The sequence below is a fragment of the Myxococcus sp. CA033 genome, assembly GCF_013336625.1.
GTDB classification, from domain to species: domain Bacteria; phylum Myxococcota; class Myxococcia; order Myxococcales; family Myxococcaceae; genus Myxococcus; species Myxococcus llanfairpwllgwyngyllgogerychwyrndrobwllllantysiliogogogochensis.
This window is the reverse complement of the sequence record NZ_JABUMU010000002.1, coordinates 560,472-584,104: the sequence shown is the minus strand read 5'-3', so window position 1 is coordinate 584,104 and position 23,633 is coordinate 560,472. Positions and strand designations below refer to the sequence as shown.

20 protein-coding genes are annotated in these 23,633 nt (G+C 69.3%); 13 read left to right on the top strand and 7 right to left on the bottom strand.

From position 1 onward, the window contains the following. Positions 1-26: 26 nt before the first annotated feature. Together HUA78_RS08225 and HUA78_RS46260 are read right to left on the bottom strand one after the other, a co-directional pair. On the bottom strand, positions 27-470 hold the full coding sequence (locus HUA78_RS08225) for a hypothetical protein (RefSeq protein ID WP_174476020.1): 444 nt from the start codon (positions 468-470) through the stop codon (positions 27-29). A gap of 728 nt (positions 471-1,198) precedes the next feature. After that, the gene (locus tag HUA78_RS46260) at positions 1,199-3,484 is read right to left on the bottom strand and encodes a lamin tail domain-containing protein (RefSeq protein WP_254623603.1); all 2,286 of its coding nucleotides are present in this window, start codon (positions 3,482-3,484) and stop codon (positions 1,199-1,201) included. A 223-nt stretch (positions 3,485-3,707) separates the two neighbouring features. Here HUA78_RS46260 and HUA78_RS08215 point away from each other — a divergent pair, with 223 nt between their 5' ends. The 5 genes from HUA78_RS08215 (at position 3,708) to HUA78_RS08195 (ending at position 9,016) form a co-directional block, all read left to right on the top strand. After that, on the top strand, positions 3,708-4,208 hold the full coding sequence (locus HUA78_RS08215) for a transcriptional regulator (RefSeq protein WP_174476019.1): 501 nt from the start codon (positions 3,708-3,710) through the stop codon (positions 4,206-4,208). Between the two features lie 95 nt (positions 4,209-4,303). Beyond that, positions 4,304-5,197, top strand: coding sequence for a nucleotide exchange factor GrpE (gene grpE, locus HUA78_RS08210; protein WP_174460877.1), 894 nt, complete (start codon positions 4,304-4,306; stop codon positions 5,195-5,197). A 5-nt stretch (positions 5,198-5,202) separates the two neighbouring features. Beyond that, entirely contained in the window at positions 5,203-7,026 is a 1,824-nt protein-coding gene (gene dnaK, locus HUA78_RS08205; protein WP_141642005.1) for a molecular chaperone DnaK, read from the top strand. A 95-nt stretch (positions 7,027-7,121) separates the two neighbouring features. Next, complete coding sequence (locus tag HUA78_RS08200; protein WP_174460878.1) at positions 7,122-7,421, top strand: hypothetical protein; 300 nt, start codon at positions 7,122-7,124, stop codon at positions 7,419-7,421. A gap of 113 nt (positions 7,422-7,534) precedes the next feature. Beyond that, a complete protein-coding gene (locus tag HUA78_RS08195) occupies positions 7,535-9,016 on the top strand; it encodes a serine/threonine-protein kinase (protein WP_254614211.1) in 1,482 nt (493 codons plus the stop codon). 155 nt (positions 9,017-9,171) lie between these two features. On the opposite strand, the gene HUA78_RS08190 is transcribed toward HUA78_RS08195, so the two are convergent. Continuing rightward, positions 9,172-10,089: a YsnF/AvaK domain-containing protein gene (locus HUA78_RS08190; protein WP_174454149.1), complete on the bottom strand. Its 918-nt coding sequence runs from the start codon at positions 10,087-10,089 to the stop codon at positions 9,172-9,174. A gap of 428 nt (positions 10,090-10,517) precedes the next feature. Between HUA78_RS08190 and HUA78_RS08185 the strand changes: the two genes are divergently transcribed. The 8 genes from HUA78_RS08185 (at position 10,518) to HUA78_RS08150 (ending at position 19,559) form a co-directional block, all read left to right on the top strand. Further along, complete coding sequence (locus HUA78_RS08185; RefSeq protein ID WP_174454150.1) at positions 10,518-11,729, top strand: ABC transporter substrate-binding protein; 1,212 nt, start codon at positions 10,518-10,520, stop codon at positions 11,727-11,729. Continuing rightward, a complete protein-coding gene (locus HUA78_RS08180; RefSeq protein ID WP_141642010.1) occupies positions 11,730-12,650 on the top strand; it encodes a branched-chain amino acid ABC transporter permease in 921 nt (306 codons plus the stop codon). Positions 12,651-12,652: 2 nt separating this feature from the next. Further along, on the top strand, positions 12,653-13,717 hold the full coding sequence (locus tag HUA78_RS08175; RefSeq protein WP_174476018.1) for a branched-chain amino acid ABC transporter permease: 1,065 nt from the start codon (positions 12,653-12,655) through the stop codon (positions 13,715-13,717). After that, positions 13,714-14,610, top strand: coding sequence for an ABC transporter ATP-binding protein (locus HUA78_RS08170; protein ID WP_141642011.1), 897 nt, complete (start codon positions 13,714-13,716; stop codon positions 14,608-14,610). Before HUA78_RS08175 ends, HUA78_RS08170 begins: the two co-directional genes overlap by 4 nt. Before the next feature lie 47 nt (positions 14,611-14,657). Further along, entirely contained in the window at positions 14,658-15,362 is a 705-nt protein-coding gene (locus tag HUA78_RS08165; protein ID WP_368773767.1) for an ABC transporter ATP-binding protein, read from the top strand. Between the two features lie 190 nt (positions 15,363-15,552). Then, a complete protein-coding gene (locus HUA78_RS08160) occupies positions 15,553-16,341 on the top strand; it encodes a hypothetical protein (protein ID WP_174454152.1) in 789 nt (262 codons plus the stop codon). Positions 16,342-16,500: 159 nt separating this feature from the next. Beyond that, the gene (locus tag HUA78_RS08155; RefSeq protein WP_174476017.1) at positions 16,501-18,732 is read left to right on the top strand and encodes a sialidase family protein; all 2,232 of its coding nucleotides are present in this window, start codon (positions 16,501-16,503) and stop codon (positions 18,730-18,732) included. A gap of 59 nt (positions 18,733-18,791) precedes the next feature. Beyond that, complete coding sequence (locus tag HUA78_RS08150) at positions 18,792-19,559, top strand: methyltransferase domain-containing protein (RefSeq protein WP_174466794.1); 768 nt, start codon at positions 18,792-18,794, stop codon at positions 19,557-19,559. Between the two features lie 12 nt (positions 19,560-19,571). On the opposite strand, the gene HUA78_RS08145 is transcribed toward HUA78_RS08150, so the two are convergent. The 4 genes from HUA78_RS08145 to HUA78_RS08130 form a co-directional block, all read right to left on the bottom strand. Beyond that, positions 19,572-21,638 (bottom strand): MopE-related protein, encoded by a 2,067-nt coding sequence (locus HUA78_RS08145; RefSeq protein ID WP_174476016.1) that lies wholly within the window; start codon positions 21,636-21,638, stop codon positions 19,572-19,574. A gap of 73 nt (positions 21,639-21,711) precedes the next feature. Further along, positions 21,712-22,341, bottom strand: a complete 630-nt coding sequence (locus tag HUA78_RS08140; RefSeq protein ID WP_174476015.1) for a YiiX family permuted papain-like enzyme — start codon at positions 22,339-22,341, stop codon at positions 21,712-21,714. A 148-nt stretch (positions 22,342-22,489) separates the two neighbouring features. Beyond that, complete coding sequence (thpR, locus tag HUA78_RS08135) at positions 22,490-23,044, bottom strand: RNA 2',3'-cyclic phosphodiesterase (RefSeq protein ID WP_174454157.1); 555 nt, start codon at positions 23,042-23,044, stop codon at positions 22,490-22,492. Between the two features lie 3 nt (positions 23,045-23,047). Further along, on the bottom strand, positions 23,048-23,572 hold the full coding sequence (locus tag HUA78_RS08130; protein ID WP_174476014.1) for a metal-dependent hydrolase: 525 nt from the start codon (positions 23,570-23,572) through the stop codon (positions 23,048-23,050). Positions 23,573-23,633 lie beyond the last annotated feature (61 nt).

Below are 23,633 nucleotides of genomic sequence, written 5' to 3'. Positions count from 1 at the left end.
GTCCTCGAACTATTTCTGGGCTGGCCTCAAGAAAAGGGGAGGGGCGAGTGGGGATGGACCTGGGTCCAGGCCGTCTGGAGCTGGGCGAGCACGGTGGCGCGGTGGGTTTCGTCCAGGCCGTACCAGCTCTCGATGAAGCGGATGGGGCCGACGAGGTGGGCGTTGAAGTCCTCCAGCTCCTCGGCGGGCACCCACAGCTCCTGGTGTCGCGCGGCGCCCACCGTCCGGACGGGGTAGCGGGTGAGCCAGGAGGACTCCACGTCGAAGGCGGTGACGAAGCCCACGTGGCCGGAGCCGGCGTCCGGGGCGTTCCAGTCCCGGGCGATCTGCCGCGCATAGTCCGCGTTCATCACCGGGTAGAAGAAGGGCTGGTCCGGCAGGCGGGGAGGAAAGCCGCGACAGTCGCTGGCCAGGACGAGCTCCGCTTCCTTCAGCCCCACCGGGCGGTACAGCGTGAGTGTCTCCGTCATGGGGTCTCTCATATCGAGCGGGTTGTGGGGCGGGGGGGCGCGCGGCGTTTGGAGTTGCCCGGGCCCGGAGGGCCCGCCGACGCGGTGCGAAGGCAGGCCCTGACGGTGCGGAGGTGGCGGCCGGGTTCGCGTCCAGCCACTCCGGCCCGTTGCCTCGAAGGCGCGTCCCGCGTTTCCAGGCATGAGCCGCCGACCTCGGGAAGATCTCAGTTTGAAGTCACTCGACGCCGAGCGGGTCGAGCGTGCGACGGTGCTCGTGCTCGGCGCAGTGGTCGCTCGCCGATTGAAGCCCATGTTCATGAGCCGGCGCGCGACGGTGCTCGTGCTCGTGCTCGGCGCAGCGGCCGCTCGCCAATTGAGGCCCGTGTTCATGAGCCGGCGCGCGATGGTGCTCGGGCCCGGCGCTGCTCGCCAATTGAGGCCCGTGTTCATGAGCCGGCTCGCGATGGTGCTCGTGCTCGGCGCAGCGGCCGCTCGCCGATTGAAGCCCATGTTCATGAGCCGGCTCGCGATGGTGCCCCTGCCCGGCGCTGCTCGCCGATTGAAGCCCATGTTCATGAGCCGGCTCGCGATGCTGCCCCTGCCCGGCGCTGCTCGCCGATTGAAGCCCGCGTTCATGAGCCAGCTCGCGATGGTGTTCGTGCCCGGCACACGGCGCCGCCCGACGCCGGGCGACCCGTGGGTACGGGCCGCTGTCATGGCGTCGAGCGGACTTCACCCTCGGCCGGTCAGAACGCCGAGCCGTCCACGCGTGTTCTGGGAGACGCGGTCGAGGAGGACAGCGTGTTGTGCGGCACCCAGCTCCCCGCAGCCGAGCCGTCCGGGCTCCGGTTGTAGGAGAGACCCTGGGTCGCGTTGACGTACTTGCCCTTGTCCTGCTCGGAGCCATCCGGGCGGACCAGGAAGGCGGTGTCGCCGGAGCTGCCCGTGTTGACGCCCCGGTTGAAGCGCAGCCCGTCGCCGCCGTTGGCGAACGCCACATCGGGCACGCCCGAGGGCACCGCCGACGCGCCGGAGTAGACGGTGTAGACCTTGCCGGGCTGGAGCATCGTGCCCCCGGGGAAGACGTGCCGCGCGGGCTTGTCGCCCCGCCGCGACTCCTCGTCGTGGATGGAGTAGCCGCCCAGGTCCACGGCCGTGGTGCCGGTGTTGCGGATCTCCACGAACATCTTGTCGAAGTCCACCGTGGTGGTCCCCGAGACGTTGTTCGGGTGGGGCAGGTACTCGTTGATGAACAACGTGGGCACCGGACGGTTCAGCAGGAACACGTTGTCGCTCACATCCGCGAGGGTGCCATCCTGCGCGTCGCTGATGCGCACCCGCGCCGTGGAGGACTCCACCGCGGGCACCGTCCAGGTGTAGGTCGCGGGCGATGCGGGCACGGACGCGACGATGTCGCTCCACGTGAGCCCGTCATCCAGGGAGTACTGCAGCCGCACCGTGTTCACCCCGGCCGACGTCCAGGTGACGTCGAACGCCACGCCCGCGCTCAATGACTCTCCGCCGTTGGGCGCGGTGAGCTTCACGGTGTGCTCCGGCACCTCCCCGAAGTTGTAGCGGCTGATGATGGGGTAGTGGTCCGACGTGGTGGAGCCGTAGCTGGGGATGTTCGGCCGCAGCACGGCGGCCGAGCCGGAGACGTAGTGGGCCAGCATCTCGTTGCTGACGAGCTGATGGTCGATGAACGTCGAGAAGCTCACGGTGGAGGCGACCCCTTGGAGCGACATGGCCTGGGTGACGAAGGCATAGCGCACGGTGTCGTCCACGAAGTCTCGGTAGGGTGTGTCGAACTTCCCCCCCGTGCTGGGGTTCGTCGTGGTGGACCCGTCCACGTCGTCGTTCCAGTCACCCACCACCATCACCTTCTGCGTGGGGAGGTTGAAGTCCAGGTAGTCCTTGAGGTGCTGCCCGGCCGCGAGCCGCCGTGCATAGTCGTCCGCCCCGGTCATGGCCTTCATGTGCAGCACCAGCACCGTCAGGTCCACGCTGGAGACGCCTCGGGTGATGCGCAGGTCCACGCGCAACGGCGGCCTGCCGGCGAAGTCATTCTCGTACTCGCTCAGGACGATTTGCGCCTGGCGCACCTCCACCAGCCCCGTCTTGTAGAGCAGGCCCACCTTCTGCTCGTTGAACGAGTAGTAGGTGGGTCCCAACGTCACGGTGGGGTCATTGGAAAGGAAGCCCTCGTACCCGGGCAGCTGGTCCTTCAGCGTGTTGAACTGCGCCGTGTTGACCATCTCCCCCAGGCCCCACACGTCCACGCCCGCGTCGCCAATCACGGACTGCACGTTGGCGAGCTGGAGCGCGTCGTCCGCCGGGTCCTCCGTCGGGGAGCCGAACCACTCGATGTTCCAGTTGCCTACCGCCAGCGGGAAGCTCGTCGAAGGGCCCCCATCGGGGATTCCCGTGCCTGGCTTCACCTCCAGGGAGAAGCGGCCCTCCGCCTTCACGCCGCTGGCGTCCTGCACCCGCAGGGTGAAGGTCTTCGTGCCCGCCAGCTCCGCCACGCCCGTCACCTCTCCGTCCTGAGTCAGCGACAGGCCCGAAGGCAGCGAACCCTCCGCCACGGAGAACGTCAGCGGGGGACGCCCGCCCGCCACCGAGAAGGTGTGCGTGTAGCCGTTGCCGGTGAACGCGGCGGACGGCGCGACGGCGGAGAGCACCGGCGCCGGCCACACCTTGAGGCTGTACGTCCGCGTATCCACGCTCTTCTCCACGTCCCGCACGCTCACCCGGAGGGAGAACTCTCCAGAGGCGCTGGCGGGGCCGGTGAGCTTCCCGTCGGCCGAATAGAAGGAGAAGCCCGGGGGGACTTCCGTCTCCAGCGTGTAGCTCAGGGGCGCGGTGCCACCCGTGGCCGTCAGGTGCACCTCATAGGTGGCGCCCACCGTGGTGTCGGTCAGCTCGGAGGTGGGGAGCTTGGGGCCCCCGCCTGGGTCATCGTGGCGGCTTCCCGAACAGGCGCTCAAGAAGGCCAGGACGACGAGTGCCCCGGCGGCGCGGATGAGAGACATGGATGTGGGCTCCAGCAGGGCGAGCCATCGGCCGGGCCCGCATTTGAAACGAGACACTCTAGCGAAATCCCTGTTGCGCGACGATGACACCCTCGAACACGGACGGAGCCCCAGGAAGTCGCGCTGCGTTGGAACGGCAATGGCCGTCCGCGTCGTCCGTGACATATTCGAGAGTCGCGGGAACCATGGGGGGCTGCCGCCGCCCGACGAGAGGACACGCTCAATGGCCGAGAAGTGGGACAAGCAGTTGATGGAGTTCCTCAAGCGCACCGGTGATGAGCTCAAGCGCACGACCGACGACCTTCGCGGCGAGGCGCAGCGGCTCCTCAAGGAAGTGAAGGACCCGGAGAAGCAGGCCAAGGTGAAGGAGGGCCTGGAGCAGCTGCGCACCTGGGCGGCCAGCACCACCAAGGTGGCGGCGGAGAAGATTGAGACCGCCGTGCGCCAGGTCGAGGGCGCCGTGGAGCGCGCCTTCCATCCGGAGGACGAGGCCACCACCAAGCCTCCCCCCAGCAAGAAGGCCAAGGGCGCCTCCCACGCCAGCGCCCCCGAAGCCCCGGCCACCGAGGCCCCGGCTCCGAAGGCCGAGCCTCGCGCCACGAAGAAGGCGGGCACCAAGTCCATTGGCCGCGCCAAGAAGGCGGGCGGGCGGGCGGCGAAGAAGGCCGCCCCGGCTTCCAAGAAGACGATGGGCCGCGCCAAGAAGCCCACCGCCGGAGCGTGAAGTTCCGTTCCGCCTGAATCGCGCCCGCACATACCTCGGGTCCGGGTTCCGCCAGTCGTTCCCGCCAGTTGGAACGGTGTGCGGCGCGTGAGATAGTGCGCGCCGTGGCCGGCTCCAGCGAAAAGGACAGCATCCAGGCGGAAATCGGGCAGGACGTCATCGACGCGGCGGTCCGCAGCGTCGAGCGTCGAATGGAGGATGACGAAGTGACCGTCATCGAGGTGGAGGCCCCCCAGGCCGCCGCCTCTGACGAGGACCTCGCCGCCTCCCCCGAGTCTTCCGCGATTCCCGAAGACCCCGTGGCGACTCCGGCGACAGCCGAAGAGGTCGCCGCCTTGCGCGAGGAGGTGGAGTCGCTCAAGGCGCAGGTCGAATTCAGTCAGGCCAAGGGCCGCGAGACGATGGAGCGGCTGCGCGAGGCGCACGAGCGCGCGAAGGATGCGCAGGAGCGCATGGTCCGCGCCGCCGCGGACCTGGAGAACTACCGCAAGCGCGCGCAGAAGGAGAAGGAGGAGGTCCAGCGCTTCGGCTCGGAGAAGCTGCTCAAGGACCTGCTCCCGGTGATGGACAACCTGGACCGCGCGCTCGAGGCGGCGGCCAAGTCGACCGACATCGACAGCTTCCAGAAGGGCGTCGCGATGACGCGCAAGTCCTTCGAGGACGCGCTCGCGCGCCACGGCGTGAAGTCCTTCAGCGCCAAGGGTCAGCCGTTCGACCCGCGCATGCACGAGGCCATCCAGCAGGTGGAGACGGCGGACGTCCCCGTGGGCCACGTGGCCTTCGAGGTGGTGCGCGGCTTCTTCCTCAACGAGCGGCTGGTGCGTCCGGCCCTCGTCGTCGTCGCGCGCGCGCCGGAGGCACCCGCGCCCGTCGACACCACGTCAAACACGCCGCCCGAGTCCGCGGAGGCGCCGTCCTCGCCGGACGGTGAGCCGCGTGCCGAGGCGACCGAGCAGCAGTCGGACAGCACTTCCGGGGGGAGTCAGTAAGCGTCATGGGCAAGGTGATAGGAATCGACCTCGGAACGACCAACTCGTGCGTCGCCGTCATGGAAGGCGGCGAGCCGGTGGTCATTCCCAACAGCGAGGGCAGCCGCACCACGCCTTCGATGGTGGGCTTCACGGACTCCGGTGAGCGGCTGGTGGGCCAGATTGCCAAGCGGCAGGCCATCACCAACCCGGAGAACACCGTCTTCGCGGTGAAGCGGCTCATCGGCCGCAAGTTCGACTCGCCGGAGGCGAAGAAGGCCATCAGCGTCAGCTCGTTCAAGGTGGCCACCAGCCCCAACGGCGACGCGTGGGTGGAGATTCGCGGCAAGGGCCACAGCCCGCCGGAGGTCTCCGCCATCATCCTGATGAAGATGAAGCAGACGGCGGAGGACTACCTCGGCGAGCCCGTCACCGAGGCGGTCATCACCGTCCCCGCGTACTTCAACGACAGCCAGCGTCAGGCCACCAAGGACGCCGGCCGCATCGCCGGCCTCAACGTCCTGCGCATCATCAACGAGCCCACCGCGGCGGCGCTCGCGTACGGCCTGGACAAGGTGAAGGACGGCGGCACCGAGCGCGTCGCCGTCTACGACCTGGGCGGCGGCACGTTCGATATCTCCATCCTGGAGCTGACCGCCGGCGTGTTCGAGGTGAAGAGCACCAACGGCGACACGTTCCTGGGCGGCGAGGACTTCGACCAGCGGCTCATCGACTACCTGGCCAAGCGCTTCGCCGAGCAGAACAACGGGCTGGATTTGCGCAAGGACCGCATGGCGCTCCAGCGGCTCAAGGAGGCCGCCGAGCGCGCCAAGCACGAGCTGTCCAGCGCGCCGGAGACGGAGGTGAACCTGCCGTTCATCACCGCGGATGCGTCCGGCCCCAAGCACCTGACGGAGACGGTGGACCGCTCCACGTTCGAGGCGCTGGTCGCGGACCTCATCGACCGCACGATTGAGCCCTGCAAGATTGCCCTGAAGGACGCGGGCCTGAGCGCGCAGCACGTCAACCAGGTGCTCCTCGTCGGCGGCATGACGCGCATGCCGCGCGTGCAGCAGAAGGTGCGGGAGTTCTTCGGCAAGGAGCCGCACAAGGGCATCAACCCGGACGAGGTCGTCGCCGTGGGCGCGGCCATCCAGGGTGGCGTGCTCAAGGGCGAGGTGAAGGACGTCCTCCTCCTGGACGTCACGCCGCTGTCCCTGGGCGTGGAGACGGCGGGCGGCGTCTTCACGAAGATCATCGACAAGAACACCACCATCCCCTGCAAGAAGAGCCAGGTGTTCTCCACCGCGGTGGACAACCAGCCGCTGGTGAGCGTGCACGTCCTCCAGGGCGAGCGCGAGATGGCGGCGGACAACAAGACGCTGGCGCGCTTCGAACTGGTGGGCATCCCCCCGGCGCCGCGCGGCGTGCCGCAGATTGAAGTGTCCTTCGACATCGACGCCAACGGCATCGTCCACGTCAGCGCCAAGGATTTGGGCACCGGCAAGGTCCAGCAGGTGCGCGTGGTGAGCAACTCCGGTCTGTCGGAGGCGGAAATCCAGGGGATGATTTCCGACGCGCAGGCGCACGCGTCCGACGACAAGAAGAAGAAGGAGCTGGCGGAGCTGCGCAACAACGCCGACGGCCTCATCTACACGACGGAGAAGAGCCTGGAGGAGTACGCCAGCCTCCTGTCGGAGAAGGACCGCGAGGAAATCAGGACGGACCTGGAGCGGCTCAAGGGCATGCTCAACACCTCCGACGCGGTGGCCCTCAAGGAGGCCTTCCAGCGCCTGGAGGGCAGCGCCTACCGCATCGCCGACGCCATCTACACCGGCCAGGCGAGCTGAACGAGCACCCCCGGATTTCGGACGGGGGGCGTGCAATCATCTCCGCGCCTCCCGCGTAGGTGAATCACCCCCTGTCCGTTTCGAGGTAGCGAGTCATGGATCCAGTCGAAGCCGTGGTGATTACGTCGGTGGTGGCGATGACGGTCGGCATCCCCTTTCTCGGGTTGACGCTGCGCTTCTCGCTCAAGCCGGTGATGGAGGCGTTCATCCGGCTGCGCGAGGCCCAGCTCGGCCAGCACCCGGACACGGCGATGCTGAAGGCGCGCGTGGCCCACCTGGAGCACATGCTGGAGATCCACGGCCTCATCGACGACCGTCGCGCCCTGCCGCTGCCCTCGGCCTCCTCCGAGCGGGTGTCCGGTAGCGGGTCCTTGAAGGACCGCGAGCGCGTCTAGCGGCAACCCCAGACTTTCCGGGGAAGCTCGTGCGGGTGTGTAATGGGCCCGTGGAATTCCCTTCATTGGAGACAGAGGTCGCGTTCCTGCGCGGCCTGGTGGCGGTTCATCGGATGTCGGACGACATCCTTGAGGACTGCCTCCAGCGCGGCCTGACGCTGGACGCGGGGCTGGATGTCTTCCTCACCCAGTGCGCGCGCATGGTGCACGCGCCCGCGGGCTTCGTGTCCCTGCGGGGCACGCGCGGGCCGGTGCTGACGCGGGTGTTGGGCGAGCTGGGCGCGGACGTCTTCGAGGCCGCGAGCTGGCGGGGACCCCACCGGCTGAAGAACGGGCGGATGTTGTTCTGCACCCGGCTGAAGCTGGGGAACCTGGAGCTGGGCGGCCTGGGGCTGGCGGTGGAGGGAGGCTTTGCGGACGGCGGCGGGCTGGTGATGAAGCTGGTGGAGGCCATCGGCGAGCAGCTGGACACGGCCGTGCTGGCCTTCCTGGCGCTGATGGACGGGCAGGGGCCCCTGGAGCGGCTGGACGAACTGGCGCTGGACGACACGCCGGTGCCGCGCGGGCGCATTGGCAAGTACGAGGTGCTGACGCCGCTGGGCACCGGGGGCATGGCCCAGGTGCTGGTGGCTCGGGCGCGAGGCCCGGAGGGGCTGGGGCGGCTGGTGGCCCTCAAGCGCATCCTCCCGCACCTGACGGCGGAGCCGGCCATCGTCCAGCAGTTCCTGGACGAGGCGCGCATCGGCCTGCGGCTGTCGCACCCCAACCTCGTTCACGTCTATGACTTCGGCGAGGCCCAGGGGGCGTACTTCATCGCCATGGAGCTGGTGCGGGGCGTGGACCTGGACCGGCTGCTGCGCGCGCAGAAGGGGCCGCTGACGCCCGAGCAGACAGCCGCGATTGTCGTGCAGGCCCTGCACGGGTTGCACGCGGCGCACCTGCTCAAGGGCGAGGACGGCAAGCCGATGCACCTGGTGCACCGGGACTTGTCCCCGCACAACCTGATGGTGGGCTTCGACGGCCAGGTGAAGGTCCTGGACTTCGGCGTGGCGAAAGTCCGCGCGCAGCGGACGATGACGCTGCCGGGCATCGTGAAGGGCAAGCCGCTGTACATGTCGCCGGAGCAGGCCCGGGGGCAGCGGCTGGACGCCCGCAGCGACCTGTTCGCCATGGGCCTCATCCTCTACGAGGCGCTCACCGGACGGCGCGCTTTTGACCGGGGGGACGAGCTGCGGTCCATGCAGGCCATCTGCGACGAGCGCCTGACGCGGCCGGACACCATCTCCCGTCCCTTGTGGGAGGTGCTCGAGGTGGCGCTGGCCAAGTCTCCGACGGCGCGTTTCGCGAGCGCGCAGGAGATGGCGGAGCGGCTGTTGGACATCGTCACGCCGGCGAAGGAAACGGAGCTGTCGCGGCTGATGGCCCGGCACTTTCCGGACCGGCTGCGAGAGCTGAACCGGCTGGACCGCACGGAGGCAGGAGGACAGCCTCCGGTGGCGTCCCGCGACGTGCGGGCTCCCCCAGAGGGGTGGCCTCCCCAGGAGGACATCGACACGGAGCCTCGCCCCGTGCCCCAGAAGAAGGCCGCGCCCTGACTCGGGCGGGCACCGGTCTCACTCCAGATGGAGCAAGGCTTGTGGCCCCACCTGGGTCGAAGCAGAGGGGGGCCGGCCCCACTCCAGGCGGAGTGGGGCTCCCGCCCCATTCCAGGCCGAACGAGCGCCCAGGCGGAAGGTGCCCGGGCGTCACTTCAGGAGCGGCGCAGCGACGGGTCGTCGGGCGTGGCGTTGAGCGTGCGCGGGGCGTCGACCTCGCCCTCGGTGCGGATGTCCACGTTCTCGTGGCGCACCCTCTCGGTGATGCGGCGCTCCTCCTCGACGACGTCCTTGTGGATGACGACCTCCTCGTCCAGGACCGAGCGCTTGGTGATGTCCACCTCTTCGGCGTGCAGCGGGACGACGATGGTCTCCTCCTTGAACGTCGCGCCCACCACGGGCTTGTCCGACGTCGCCGCCCGGCGCTCCACGCGGACCCGCTCGTGGCGCAGGGGGACCTTCACCACTTCCTCCTCCTCCACCACGTCCTTGTGCACGCGCAGCTCGCCCGCCTGCGTGTCGCGCTTCTCCACGGTCAGCTTCTCCCGGTGGACGGGGATGGAGATGTCGTCGGTGTCACGCCTCTCGGAGCCCAGGCGCTTGTCGGTCTCCAGGCGCCTGTCGGTCTCCAGGCGGGTGTCGCCCCTGCGGAGGTCGGTGTCCGCCCGCATGTTGGCCGCGTAGTTGGCGTCCGTGCCCAGGTTCGCGCCAGGCAGCGACGTGACGGAGCCCCGGGATGCGCCCAGGTCCGTGTCGCGTACCCGCGTCTCCGTCGTGGTCGTCGTGCGCTCGGAGGCCAGGCCCACGGCTCCGGCCGCTACGCCCGTGCCCGCGGTGGCCTTGGCGCGCTCGGCGTCGGAGACCTGTTGGAGCGCTTCCTTGCCCCGGTTGAGAATCACCTCTCCGTCGCGAATCTCGCTGACCTCCGTGAAGGCGACCCGGTAGTCCTTCGGGAAGAACAGGCCCCTTTCGATGTGGAATGCGTCGTCGCCGATGGCGAAGACCTTGCCGAGCTTCTCGCCGTCGATGCTGCGGACGGCCATTCCTTCCCTGACGTCTTTGCGCTGGAACATGGCTGGCTCCTCCTGCTGGCTGGCTGGATGGAGGGCGCGGTCCACCACTCCATCAACCGGAAGGTGGGAACAGGTCCGGGGATGAACAGTGCCGTGGCAACACGAGCGCGAGGGGCTCGGTCCCGTGGTTGCCCCCGACGGGGGTTGCCTGCCCTCTCCCGGCGTGCATCGCTTCTTCCTCCAGGGGCGTCGTCCTCCAGGTTCACGGGCCCTTTCCCCCCGAGGACCGCGGCATTTGGGGGTGGGATGGGCGCGCGAAACGCCTCGGTCCCCTCCGGCGCCCGGGCCCGGAACCCCACGTGACGCGCCGCACGGAGGGTACGTGGGGGGAGGGCCTGTCTGGCAGCGCGCTTGACCCATGGAGAGGGCTCCCCTAGAAAACCGGGGCTTTGAATCGCAGCACCCCCTGTTGAGGAGGATTGCTCCGCATGCGACGCCTTGCCCCGATGCTGCTCGCCGCGCTCGCCGTCATGGCGGGCGCTTGTGAGAAGAAGACGCAGCCCACTCCCTCCGGTGAGGCTGGCACGCAGGCCGCGCAGGGTCAGTCCGGGAGCACGGTGAGCGGCACACCCGCCGCTGGCTCCGACACCATCCTGCTGGGCCAGGTGGGCGCGCTCACCGGCGGTCAGGCGACCTTCGGTATCTCCACGCGCAACGGCATCGAGCTGGCCCTCAAGGAGGCCAACGCCGCGGGCGGCGTGAATGGCAAGAAGCTGGCGATTCGCGTCTACGACAATCAGAGCAAGCCGGAGGAGGCCGCGCAGGCCGCCACCCGCCTGATTACGCAGGACAAGGTGGTGCTCATCCTGGGCGACGTGGCCTCGTCCAACTCGCTGGCCATGGCGGAGAAGGCGCAGGCGGCGGGCGTGCCCATGATTACGCCCTCGTCCACCAACACCACCGTGACGCAGAAGGGCGACTTCATCTTCCGCGTGTGCTTCATCGACCCGTTCCAGGGCTTCGTCATGGCGAAGTTCGCCCGCGAGGACCTGAAGCTGGGCAAGGTGGCGGTGCTCCAGGACAACAAGAGCGCCTACTCCATCGACCTGTCGGACGTCTTCACGCGCAAGTTCACGGAGATGGGCGGCAAGGTCGCGACGACGGAGAGCTACAGCCAGGGCGACACCGACTACCGCGCGCAGCTGACCGCCATCAAGAAGACGCAGCCGGACGGCATCTACGTCCCGGGCTACTACAGCGAGGTCGGCGTCATCGCGCGCCAGGCCCGCGAGGTGGGCCTCAAGGTCCCCCTGATGGGCGGCGACGGATGGGATTCCGAGAAGCTCTTCGAGCTGGGCGGCAGCGCCATCTCTGGCAGCTACTTCTCCAACCACTACTCGCCGGACAACCCGGACCCCCGCGTGCAGAAGTTCATCGCCGACTACAAGGCCGCGTACGGCGGTGTGCCGGACGCGCTGGCGGCGCTGGGATACGACGCGGCCCGCGTGGCGGTGGAGGCCCTCAAGCGCGCCAAGGACCTGAGCGGTCCGGCGGTGCGGGATGCCATCGCGCAGACCAAGGACTTCCCGGGCGTGGCGGGCACCGTCACCCTGGATGACAAGCGCAATGCCGTGAAGTCCGCCGTCGTCCTCAAGGTCGGGGACGGCAAGACGCAGTATGTGACGACCATCTCTCCCTAAATGGCGCAGCTCCTCCAGCACCTCATCAACGGTCTGGCCGCCGGAACCATCTACGCGCTCGTCGCGCTCGGCTACACGATGGTCTACGGCGTCCTCAAGCTCATCAATTTCGCCCACGGCGACGTCATGATGGTCGGCGTCTACATGGGCTACGCCACCGCCTTCGCGATTGGACGCGAGGCGCGCGGCTCGTTCCTCGGCATCGCCGCCGTGTTCGCGGTGGCCATGCTCGGGTGCGCGCTGTTCGGCTTCCTCATTGAACGCTTCGCCTACCGGCCCCTGCGCGAGAAGCCCCGGCTGACGGCGCTCATCACCGCCATCGGCATCTCCTTCGCGCTCTCCTACGGCTTCCAGCTGGACATCGGCTTCCTGCCCGGCGCCAGCCCCCGCGCGTTCCCCGAAATCATCGAGCCCAAGGAGTGGCTCATCATCGGGGACCGGGACGTCGTCGTCTGGAACTGGCAGGTCATCAGCTTCCTCATCGCGGTGGGGTTGATGGTGGCCCTGCAGTACCTCGTCTTCGGCACGCGCTTCGGCCGGGCGATGCGCGCGGTCTCCTGGGACCACCGGGTGGCGGCGCTGATGGGCATCCCCACCGACCGCGTGATTGCCCTGACGTTCATGCTCAGCAGCGGCCTGGCCGCGGGCGCGGGGCTGCTCTACGCCATCAAGGACACGTCGGTGAGCCCGCTCATGGGCCTGTACGTGGGCCTCAAGGCCTTCGTCGCCGCGGTGATTGGCGGCATCGGCCATGTGCCGGGCGCGGTGGTGGGCGCGCTGGTGCTCGGGCTGGTGGAGGAGTTCGTGGTGGGCTACGCGGCCAGCACCTGGCGGGACGCGGTGGCCTTCGGCTTCCTCATCCTGGTGCTGCTGGTGAAGCCGGGTGGCCTGTTCGGCCGGGTCGCCGCGGAGAAGGTGTGACGATGGAATCCCCCGCGCTTTCCATCCCCGAGGCACCGTCGCTCGTCCCCCCCGCGCTGCGCGGCATCCTTCCGCTGGTCATCGCGATTCCCACGCTCGCGCTGTTCCACTGGTCGCTGACCGGCTCCGACTTCGCGACGTATCTGCTGTCCGTCGTCGGGGTGAACATCATCCTCGCGGTGAGCCTCAACATCGTGAACGGGATGACGGGCCAGTTCTCCATCGGCCACGCGGGCTTCATGGCCGTGGGCGCGTACATCGCGGGCTACACCTCCCTGCAGCTCAAGGAGGTGGCGCTGTCCTTCCTCCCCGTGGCCGCCAGCGACCAGGTGCTCTTCATGCTGGCGCTGCTCGCGGGGGGCGCCGCCGCCGCGGCGTGCGGCTTCCTGGTGGGGCTGCCCTCGCTGCGCCTGAGGGGCGACTACCTGGCCATCGTCACGCTGGGCTTCGGCGAAATCATCCGCGTCTTCGTCCAGAACACGGACGCGTTCGGCCGCGCGCTGGGCCTGTCGGGCATCCCCCAGTACTCCAGCCCGGGCATGGTGTTCTTCTGGGTGTTCCTCGTGGTGCTGGCCGCGCGCCGGCTCGCCGGCTCCAGCCATGGCCGCAGCCTGTGGGCCATCCGCGAGGATGAGGTGGCCGCCGAGGCCATGGGCGTGGACACCACCGGCTACAAGGTCCGCGCCTTCGTCTTCTCGTCGTTCTTCGCGGGCATCGCCGGCGGGCTGTTCGCCCACTTCGTGCCCATCATCAACCCCGGCTCCTTCACCTTCGTGCGCTCGATGGAAATCGTCGTCATGGTGGTGCTGGGCGGCCTGGGCTCCACCACCGGCGCGTTCGTCGCGGCCATCTTCCTCACGCTGCTGCCCGAAGGCATGCGCTCGCTGTTCGGCGCGCTGGGCACCGAGGGCAGCCTGGCGCAGCGGGTGGACCAGATTCGCATGCCCATCTACGGCCTGCTGCTCGTCGTGTTGATGTTGTCGCGTCCCCAGGGCCTGTTCGGCACGAAGGAAATCTGGGACGTGTTGCCCCGGTGGCTGCCTCGCAAGCGCAGGGGGCTGGCATGAGCGCGAACGCGCAGCCGGTGGCCCCTGTCGCTCCGGCCACGAAGTCCGCCGCGCTCCTGCGCACGGACGGGGTGAGCATCCAGTTCGGTGGCCTCAAGGCGCTGACGGACTTCCGCCTCTCCATCCAGCAGGGCGACCTGCAGGGCCTCATCGGCCCCAACGGCGCGGGCAAGTCCACCGCGTTCAACGTGCTGACCGGCGTGTACCAGCCCTCCCAGGGCGAGGTGTTCGTCAGCGGCACGAAGGTGAACGGGCGCAAGCCGCATCAAATCAACCTGCTGGGCGTGGCGCGCACCTTCCAGAACATCCGTCTGTTCCGCGCGCTCACCGCGCTGGACAACGTGAAGGTGGCCTGCCGCGCGCAGACGGCGCTGCACCAGTCCCGGATGGGCGTGGGCGCGAAGCTGGCGAACGCGGCCCACAACTACGCGGACTGGTGGAAGGCGCTCCTGCTCACCCCGTCCTTCCAGCGCGAGGAGCGCCGGCTGACGGCGCAGGCCGAGCACCTCCTGGAGGTCATGGGCCTGTCGCACCGCCGCGACGAGGAGGCGCGCAACCTTCCCTACGGCGAGCAGCGCCGGCTGGAAATCGCGCGCGCGCTGGGCAGCCAGCCCCGCGTGCTGCTCCTGGACGAGCCCGCCGCGGGCATGAACACGCGCGAGAAGGCGGACCTGATGGTCCTCATCCGCAAGCTGCGCGACGACTTCAAGCTGGGCGTGCTGGTGATTGAGCACGACATGAAGCTGGTGATGGGCATCTGCGAGCAGATCACCGTGCTGGACCACGGCGAGACGATTGCGCGCGGCGCTCCGGCCGAGGTGCGAAGCGACCGGAAGGTCATCGAGGCGTATCTGGGTGACAGCTACCTGGAGAGCCACGGAGGAGCGGCGTGAGCGAGGCGCAGGTGAAGACGCTGGGTGAGCGCCAGGCATTCCCCCCGCTGCTGGCGGTGGAGGGCATCAAGGTCCACTACGGCGCCATCCAGGCCCTCAGGGGCGTGTCGCTGACGGTGGGCAAGGGTGAAGTCGTCGCCCTCATCGGCGCCAACGGCGCGGGCAAGACGAGCACCCTTCGCGCGGTGAGCGGCATGCTCAAGGCGAGCGCGGGGAGCATCCGCTTCAGCGGGCAGGACACCACGTCCCTCAAGGCGCACCAGCTGGTGCCCCGGGGCATGGCCCACGCACCGGAAGGGCGCGGCATCTTCCCCAACCTCACCGTGCTGGAGAACCTGGAGCTGGGGGCCTACCTGCGCCGGGACACCGCGGACATCCGCGCGGACATGGAGAAGAACTTCACGCTCTTCCCCGTGCTCAAGGAGCGGCGCAACCAGATGGCCGGGACGCTGTCGGGCGGAGAGCAGCAGATGCTCGCCATCGCTCGCGCGCTGCTCAGCCGGCCCCAACTGCTGCTGCTCGACGAGCCCTCGCTGGGCCTTGCGCCGCAGGTGACGGAGACCATCTTCCGCACCCTGCGCGACGTGAACAAGGCGGGCGTCAGCGTGCTGCTCGTCGAGCAGAACGCGCACCTGGCCCTCAACTCCGCCCACTACGGCTACGTGCTGGAGACGGGTGAAGTGGTGATGGCCGGCCCCGGTAAAGCGCTGTTGGAGAGCCCGGAGGTGCGCCGCGCCTATCTGGGCGAGTAGGCTCTGGAAGGCCGAGTTTCCGCCTCCCGGCGCACCACGTTCGTCCTGCCGCCGACGCTTCTGGGGTCCTCGTGACACCTGGAAACTGGCGGGTCTCCGAATCTCGGGTAGTCAGAAGTCGAGCAGTTCGTCTAGCGTCGTCCGACGCACCGCGTTCAACTCTCCCAAACTCATTTCAGGAAGCGCGCCCATGCCTTCGTTGTCCCGCCTCCTTGCCTCGATTGCCACCCTTGCGCTGATGGCCCTCGCGTGCGTCGGTCCGCAGAAGACCGACAGCAGCTCCAACAACTCTGGTGAAGCGACCTCCACGGTGGAGGAGCTGCCCAACGAGGGTGGAGAGACGGGCGGCGCGCAGCCGGCCGCCGCGGGCCCGCAGCTCAACCCCGTGAGCGCCGAGGAGGGCTTCAACGTCAAGATGCCGGGCCAGCCCCAGGTCCAGCGCCAGAAGGTGAACATCCCCGCGGGCGAGGTGTCCACGGCGGCCTACTCGCTGCAGACCCCCGAGGGCGTCATCTACTCGGTCAGCATCGCCGACTACCCGGAGAAGGTCGTCGCCAGCCGGCCGCCGGAAGCGTTCCTGAACGAGGGCCGCGACGGCCTCACCAACCAGCTCAAGGGCACCGTCAGCAACGAGCAGGAGCTGACGCTCGACGGCTACCCCGGTAAGTCCTACACGGTGTCCTCGCCCAACGGCGAGGTGCGCGCGCGCAACTACCTGGTGGGCCCGCGCCTCTACACCATGCTGGTCCTCTACAACCCGAGCATCGGCGCTCCGGCGGCGGATGACTTCCTGGGCTCGCTCCAGCTCGTCAACCCGCCTCCGGCCATTCCGCGCGCGGGCGCGGCGGGCGCGGCGGATGCCGGCTCGGGTGACGCGGGTGTCGCCGCGGAGGGTGCCGCGGTCGAGGCGACTGCTCCCGACGCGGGTCCGCAGGACGCGGGCACGGCCGCTCCGGCCAAGCGCCGTCGCACGAAGTAGTTCGTCGTTGGTGCACGCCCGCGCTCGCGGGAGCGTGTGCTTGATGACAGGCGCCCCGTTCACTTGAAAAGGAATGGGGCGCCCTGGTGGTGCGGGGCGGCTTCCTTCTCCCCCTGACCGCCCACAGTCTTCCTCCTCGGTGTTCGGGGGAGGGGATTCATGACAGGGCTGACTGGGGCCTTGCTCGCCGTGGTGCTCGCGGCGGGCGGCTCGGCGTTGGTTCCGGTGAGTGGGGGCAATGCCCTGACGCTCCCGGCGCAGCGCCACATCGTTCGCATCGACAGAGGTGGAAGTCGTTCCCCCAGCTTCCTGGTGGCCATCCAGCACGGTGGCACCGAGGGCAAGGGGCTGGTCCTGTACCGCTCCGAGGACGCGCTGCGCACCGTGCGGCGCGTGGGGGACATCCAGTCGGACTCCACGCACACGGACCGGGCGGAGCTCCTGGCGGTGGGCCGGGATGTGGCGCTCGTCTACTCGTACGAGGGTCCGCAGCTGGCGCCCTCCCGACGCCATGACGTCTGGTTCCAGTGGTGGCGCTACCAGTCCTCGGCGGACACGTGGCAGCCCGAGCCGGCGGTGCGCGTGCTGGACTCGGCGGATGACCGCACGGGCTACTCGCGGGCGCTCCTGACGCGCGACTCACGGGGGCGTCTCTGGGTGCAGGCCTTCCGGGTGGAGTCGGATGGCGGCTCCACCGCGGTGGTGGCGGTGTCCACCGATGGCGGGCAGGACTTTGGCGCGCCCCAGGTGCTGGACAAGGTTCGCCGCCGAGGCGGCGGGCGCCTGTTGAGCGTGGGGACGAAGCTCGTCTTCGTCTACGCCATGCATGATGGCTTCGTGCCCACGCGGATGCGGGTGCGCAACGACGCGGACCCCGTGGAGACCTGGGGGCCGGTGCGCGAGGCCTTCTCCGACGGCATCTACCACGGCGCGGCGCTGAGCGCGGTGGCGGACGGCCGGGGCGGCATGCACCTGGTCTACAAGGACGAGCAGGAGCGGCTGTACCACCGGCGCTTCGACGGGACGTCCTTCGGGCCGCGCAAGCTGGTGGAGGGCACATCCGACTGGGCGCTCCAGGCCGCCACCACCCGCATCGGCGACACCCTGTACATCTTCTACAACCGCATGCGCGTGCTCAATCAACACAGCGAGCTGCGTGTGCGCGCCCTCCTCGAGGACGGCAGCCTGAGCGCCGCGGTGACGCTCGACGGGGACTCGACGTTCAAGGGGTATCCCAACGCGGTGGACGTGCTGCCGGAGGGCAGCAGCGAGGTGCCGTGTCTGTACGGCGAGGCCGTGGACGCGAGCTCGCGAGGCACCGTGTCGCGCGTGGCGATGGTGCTGGATGAGGAGCCGCCGGAGGAGCCCTCCGAGGAGCCCTTCACGTTGGAGCTGGTGCGCTCCAGTGCGAGTCATGAACTGCTCGCGGTGGATGGCGCGGGCACGCTCTACGGACTCGCGGCGGGAGGCGAGCGCTCGCGGTTGATGGCGAGCACGGATGGCGGACGCACCTTCTCCTCGCGCGGGCAGGACGGGGGAAATTTGTGGACGCTGGCGGCGATGACGAACGGGACGCTGGTGGCGGTGGCCAGCCACAGCGGTGTGTACAACCTGCAGCGCTCCACGGATGGCGGGCGGACGTGGACGGGCGAGGTGAGCCTGGGGAACTACCGGGCGATGGGGCCTCGCAGCTTCGCGGAGCTGGGCGGCACGTGGTTCTTCCTCGAGTACCAGAGCTTCACCTCGTCGTCCGCGCCGGTGCGGGTGTGGGCGAGCACGAATGGCGGGGCCAGCTGGTCCGTGCGCTCCACGCTCACCGCGCACCGTCATGGCTATGCGCTGGTCGCGGACCCGGTGACGGGGGCGCTGTGGGCGCTGATGGGCAGCAACAAGACGCAGGCGGCGGTGCTGCGCTCCACGGATGGCGGGCGGACGTGGAAGTCCCTGCTCCAGGGCTACGGGGCGAACGCGGTGGCGGGCGTGGTGATGGCGGATGGCTCGCTGCTGCTCGGGCAGTCCACGTTGTTCGAGCCCGAGCACCCGAAGCTGCTGCGGTTGTCCGTGGACGGCCGGGTGAGCACGGTGCGGGAGCTGCCAGGGCCCGCGTACTCGCTGGTCGCCGCGCCCGGAGGTGGCTGGGTGCTGGGGACGGCCTGGTCCAGCGCGGGGGACGTGCAGGTGCCGGGGGATGTCTCCGCGCGACTGTTCACCAGCGGGGATGGGCAGACGTGGAAGGAGGCGCGGCGCCACGAGCGGGTGAGCGGGGCCGACCTGGCGCGCGCGGACGTGTGGGGTGTGTTGCCCTCCGGGGAGCTGGTGGTGCGGATGGAGAACGTGAGCGGCTTCGGAAGCGCGGGAAAGGGCTTTCAGGTGCTGCGCATCGAGCGCTGAGCGGGCGGGTGGATTAGACCTCCCGGTGCGCGGCGCGAGCACGCCGCCGGGAGGCTGGCATGTGGGACCCGTCGCAGTACACGCGCTTCCGCGATGAGCGGAAGCGGCCCTTCTTCGAGCTGCTGTCGCGGGTGGACGTGGCCGCCCCGACGCACGTCGCCGACCTAGGGTGCGGGACGGGGGATTTGACGCGCGTGCTGGCCGAGCGCTGGCCTGGCGCGACGGTGTACGGCGTGGACTCCTCGGTGGAGATGGTGGAGGAGGCGCGCCGCCGCCCCGCGCCGGGCTCCCTGCGCTTCGAGGTGGGGGAACTCGCGGGCTGGGCGCCTCCGGTGCCGCTGGACGTGCTGGTGTCGAACGCGGCGCTGCACTGGGTGCCGGACCATGCGGCGCTGATGGCGCGACTGGTGGCGAAGCTTTCGCCGAACGCCGTGCTGGCCTTCCAGGTGCCGGCCAACTTCGATGCGCCCTCGCACCGCCTCGTCGACGAGGTGAAGGCGCTGCCGCGCTTCGCCCGGGTGCTCGCGCCCGTGAGGCGGCGGCCCGTGGAGACGCTGGAGACGTACGAGTCGCTGCTGGCGGGGCGGGGGATGACGGTGGATGCGTGGGAGACCACGTACCTGCACCTGCTGCCGGGTGAGGACGCGGTGTTGCAGTGGTTGTTGGGGACGACGCTGCGGCCGGTGTTGGCGGCGCTGGGTGAGGCGGAGCGACAGGCGTTCCTGGAGGAGCTGGGGCCGCGCCTACGCGACGCGTACCCCGCTCACTCGCGGGGCACTCCGTTCCTGTTCACCCGCCGCTTCGTGGTGGCGCGGCGGGGGACTTGAGCGCTCGCGTCCTCAGGGCCAGGCGGGCCAGCGCAGGATTCGCCCGCCGATGCCCACCACCCAGAGGTCGTCGGGGCCCGTGCCGGTGATGTCGTTGAGGCGCCCTCCGGAGGCCGCGTGAATCTCCGTCCACGTCTGTCCGTTGTAGCGGTAGATGTGGCCGTTCGCGCACGTCGCATAGGCGGACCCCGCGCCGAAGGCGATGACCGAGGTCAGGTCATGGGCGTTGGGGAAGCCCTGTTTGACCCACTGCGTGCCGTTGACCTTGCGCAGGACGGTGCCTCCGTCGCCCACGGCGAAAGCGACCTGGTCGTTCACCACCCAGACGGCCCGCAGGGGGCGTGCACCGGAGGTGTTCTGCTCCGCGTTCTCCGTCTCCCAGCGGCTGTTGGCGGGGTTGAACCGGAAGACGCGAGGCGTGTTCGAGGCGCCACCCACCAACAGCAGGTGGCTCTGGGCGCTCCCGTGGATGTTGTAGACGCTGGGGAGCGCGTTGTTCGCGGCGTTGTAGCTCAGGGTTCCGCCGCCATCCCAGGTGAAGGACGTGCCAGTGGTCTCGTTGTCCTCGCCCGTGGGCGAGTTGGCACCGTAGAGCGTGAGGACGTTGTTGGTTCGCAGCCCGGTCATTCCAAAAATCCACCGGTTGTCGTCACTGATGTCGGAGCAGCCCGCGGCGGTGGTGTCCTGGTGGGCCTTCTTGCCGCCCTCGGAGCCGAGCCACGCGCGGCCCGTGGTGGGGTCCGCCCAGATGGCGCGCCATTGGGTGTCGTCGGCGCCGCAGCTGTCATCCGTGATGACCGTGAAGTTCGTGCCGGTGGGCAGCAGCCGCGCGCGACGGTTGTCATCACCCCCGACCCACACTCCGCCGCGAGTCCATGAAGAGGCCGCGTACCAGTCCTTCATCCCCCCCGAGCCCACGTTCCTGCTGGTCCATGCGGGAGCGTTTCCGCCCGGGCAGACGCTCTGGAGTTCCTTCTGGCCGTCGCAGTCGTTGTCCAGGTCATCACACAGCTCGGTGGCGCCGGGATGGGTCCGCGAGTCGCCGTCGTTGCAGTCCGAGCTGTTGGTGACATAGGCGCCCGCGGGCTTCACGCAGGACTGCACGATGCCGGTGTTGCCACCGAAGGTGTCGCCGTCCTCGTCCGGGTACCACAGGGTGGCCACCGAGGACGTCACACACTCCAGGGCCGTCTGGACGCTGTTGCACTGGTTCGTTCCCGTGCACTGGAACGAATCCGTGCATTGCTGCGTGAGCGTGGGGAAGCCCTCGTCCTTCACTCCGTCGCAGTTGGTGTCCACGTCATCGCAGAGGTCGGTGAGCCCTGGGCGGATGTCGCGGTTCGTGTCGTCGCAATCGTCCGGAGCGCCGGTGGTGTAGCCGTCGGGCGTGGCGCCGCAGACGATGAGGGGCGTCGAGTCCTTCTTGCCGTGGCCGTCCTGGTCCCCGTCCAGATACACATTCCTGCTGGGCGGGGTGTCGCAGAACCGGGCGCGGTCCGTCGTGCCGCAGCGGAAGACACCGGAGCAGTCCGCCGACGTCGAGCAGGCCTCTCCCAGCTGGAAGTGGACCGTGTCGCCGACGCCGTCACAGTTGTCGTCCACGTCGTCGCAGAGCTCCTCGGCGCCTGGATTGATGGCGAGCACGTCGTCCCGACAGTCGGTGCCGTTGCTGCTCTCTCCGACGTAGCCATCCTGGTCCGCGTCCGTGGCCTGCAGGGACAGCGTGACGGCATGCACGGTGTCGAGCTCCACCGTCACGCGCTGCGAGTCGGAGACCACGGCCTTGCCTTCGCAGGATTGCTCGAAGGCCGTGGCGCGCACTCCCACGGACGCTCCCCAGTCGAGAGGAGGTATCAGCGCCACCATCATGCTGCCGCCGTCGGCGCGAGTTCCCTTCACGTCCGTGCCCACGACGTCCTTGCCGCGTGTCTGCCCGCTGGCCACGTCGAACGCCTCCACCCGGAGGCATCCCGGGAGGAAGGGGCCGTACTTCACCGTGACCTTGACCGCGCCCTGGGTGACGTCCTTCTTGCAGCCAGCGAGGAGGAGGAGGGGGAGGACGAGCAGGAGGCGTCGCATGAAACGAAGTGTATCCGCGCTTCCCGGCTCGGCTCACCTTCTCCGAGTCAGGGTTGAATACACCCCTGGATATTCATGACCCGGGCTGGCGCTCACTCGGGAAATCCGAGTGAACCACCGACAACCGCGCATCACGAGCAAGGCTCGCGGGTGTTATCAGTTCCTGCTCCAGCGGAACCTGGGCGCCGTAGCGCTCGCGCATCTGCTGTTTCAGGCCGGCCACGTCGAGCGAGCCCAGGGCTTCCATTGCTCCGTATTCCACGCCCGCGCCCTGGGCGTAGGCCTTGCGTACCAGCTCCGAGCAATACATCGCCTCGTCGCCCCAGCCGAAGCGCCAGTCATAGGGCTTGCCCAGGTGGGACTTCGCCGCCGTCAGTGCGCGCTGCCGCTGCTCGGCGTCGAGTCCCTGGGGGCGCAGCACGAGGATGTGGCCCTTCACGCCGCGCGCCTTCCACTTCGCGAACGGGACGCGCTGCACGGGCTGCACCGCCTCCACCACGAACACGCCCTGTGCCGTCACCTCCACCAGCCCTACGTGGGACAGCGCGCTGTGCGTGGCCGCCCGGATGGCCTGGGACTGCCGCGAGCGCGAGGTGTGCAGCACGACGTCCCCGGTCTGGAGCTTCGCCGCCAGCTCCTCCCGAGGCGCCGCGACCGCGCTGAGTCCCCACAACCACACTCCCCACAACACGAGCCAACGCATGGACCCTGTCCTTTCCGGCGTTTGCCACGCCCGCTGTCTCACGATGCAGCCCCGATGCCAGGGCTCATTCCCACGCCCCCATCCGAGAGGCATGTGACGTCCCTGGCGCCGACGGTGTTCCCTGGAGAAGGGAGCGCGCGTGCAGCTGTCAGGCGGTGCGCGTCAGCGGCACTTCGGCCACGCGGTGATACTCCGGGCCACGGCTCTCGAAGAGGATGAGCCGGTCCACGCGGCCCTGGCCCAGGTCCGTGCCGGACAGGGCCTTCACGCACTCGAGCAGCGCCGGGTCTCCGGACGACGTGTGGCTCCGGGCCAGCGTCAGGTGCGGCGCGTAGTCGCGGTACTCCGACTCGAAGCCGAGCGGCTGCAACTGCTCCGCCGTGTCGGCCTGCAGGGCCTTGAGCGCGTCGGTCTCTCCATGCACGTCCGCCCAGAGCACGCGCGGATGCGTGGCTGTCCCGAAGGTGCCGCCTCCGCCCACCGATAGCGTGAAGGGCGCGTGCCGGGGGCCGACCGAGGCCAGCGCCTCACGGATGGCGGGCAGTCGCGAGGACTCCACTTCCCCCAGGAACACGAGCGTGAGGTGGATGCCTTCGACTCGCACGAAGCGGGCATGGTTCGCGAACTGGCGCAGCCGCTTCAGCTCGGCGGCGACCCGGGCCTCGATGCTGTTCCCCAGCGTGACGGCGGTGAACAGTCGCATGGCTCAGCGCTTTCTCGCGGACCCGCGCGGCCAGAGCGTGTAGGCCCAGAAGGGGATGAAGGCGAGCAGCTCCGCGCCGACGACATACAGCCCGCGCGGCGACAGCATGCCCGCGCCAATGGGCGACACCGGCAGTGGACGCACGGGCGCGAACAGCCGCGCATTCGAGAAGGGCCACAGCAACGCCGCGCCCAGCCCGCCATCCGTCAGCGAGTCCAGGAGCCCGTGGCTCGCCACCGCGAGGAACGCCAGCCCACCCCAGCGGCCCGCGGGCGCCCCCGCCCACTTCGCCACCCCCGCCACCGCGAGCGCCACCGCCGCAGCGAAGACGAACGAGTGCGACGCGCCCCGGTGTCCCCATGGCGCCGCATAGGGAATGCGGAAGACGAAGGCCACCACGTCCGCGTCCGGCAGCAGGGCCAGCATCGAGAAGAGTGCCATGGAGGCAACCAGGCGACGGGTCGACCCACCGTTCGCCTCATACCGCCCCAGGGCCATGCCCACCGCCACGTGACCGATGCTCGCCATGATTTCCTGGGGCGGAAGATACCGCACCTGGGCCTCTTGGCTCGCACGCGGGTGGCTCCCT

Excerpts from the sequence above, each read along its gene's own strand:
- HUA78_RS08215 (WP_174476019.1), top strand. The coding sequence starts at position 3,708 with ATGGCCGAGAAGTGGGACAAGCAGTTGATGGAGTTCCTCAAGCGCACC.
- HUA78_RS46260 (WP_254623603.1), bottom strand. The coding sequence starts at position 3,484 with ATGTCTCTCATCCGCGCCGCCGGGGCACTCGTCGTCCTGGCCTTCTTG.
- HUA78_RS08200 (WP_174460878.1), top strand. The coding sequence starts at position 7,122 with ATGGATCCAGTCGAAGCCGTGGTGATTACGTCGGTGGTGGCGATGACG.
- HUA78_RS08190 (WP_174454149.1), bottom strand. The coding sequence starts at position 10,089 with ATGTTCCAGCGCAAAGACGTCAGGGAAGGAATGGCCGTCCGCAGCATC.
- HUA78_RS08160 (WP_174454152.1), top strand. The coding sequence starts at position 15,553 with ATGCCTTCGTTGTCCCGCCTCCTTGCCTCGATTGCCACCCTTGCGCTG.
- HUA78_RS08170 (WP_141642011.1), top strand. The coding sequence starts at position 13,714 with ATGAGCGCGAACGCGCAGCCGGTGGCCCCTGTCGCTCCGGCCACGAAG.
- HUA78_RS08145 (WP_174476016.1), bottom strand. The coding sequence starts at position 21,638 with ATGCGACGCCTCCTGCTCGTCCTCCCCCTCCTCCTCCTCGCTGGCTGC.
- HUA78_RS08225 (WP_174476020.1), bottom strand. The coding sequence starts at position 470 with ATGACGGAGACACTCACGCTGTACCGCCCGGTGGGGCTGAAGGAAGCG.
- HUA78_RS08180 (WP_141642010.1), top strand. The coding sequence starts at position 11,730 with ATGGCGCAGCTCCTCCAGCACCTCATCAACGGTCTGGCCGCCGGAACC.
- HUA78_RS08140 (WP_174476015.1), bottom strand. The coding sequence starts at position 22,341 with ATGCGTTGGCTCGTGTTGTGGGGAGTGTGGTTGTGGGGACTCAGCGCG.
- HUA78_RS08155 (WP_174476017.1), top strand. The coding sequence starts at position 16,501 with ATGACAGGGCTGACTGGGGCCTTGCTCGCCGTGGTGCTCGCGGCGGGC.
- HUA78_RS08130 (WP_174476014.1), bottom strand. The coding sequence starts at position 23,572 with ATGGCGAGCATCGGTCACGTGGCGGTGGGCATGGCCCTGGGGCGGTAT.
- HUA78_RS08175 (WP_174476018.1), top strand. The coding sequence starts at position 12,653 with ATGGAATCCCCCGCGCTTTCCATCCCCGAGGCACCGTCGCTCGTCCCC.
- HUA78_RS08195 (WP_254614211.1), top strand. The coding sequence starts at position 7,535 with ATGTCGGACGACATCCTTGAGGACTGCCTCCAGCGCGGCCTGACGCTG.
- dnaK (WP_141642005.1), top strand. The coding sequence starts at position 5,203 with ATGGGCAAGGTGATAGGAATCGACCTCGGAACGACCAACTCGTGCGTC.
- HUA78_RS08185 (WP_174454150.1), top strand. The coding sequence starts at position 10,518 with ATGCGACGCCTTGCCCCGATGCTGCTCGCCGCGCTCGCCGTCATGGCG.
- HUA78_RS08150 (WP_174466794.1), top strand. The coding sequence starts at position 18,792 with ATGTGGGACCCGTCGCAGTACACGCGCTTCCGCGATGAGCGGAAGCGG.
- thpR (WP_174454157.1), bottom strand. The coding sequence starts at position 23,044 with ATGCGACTGTTCACCGCCGTCACGCTGGGGAACAGCATCGAGGCCCGG.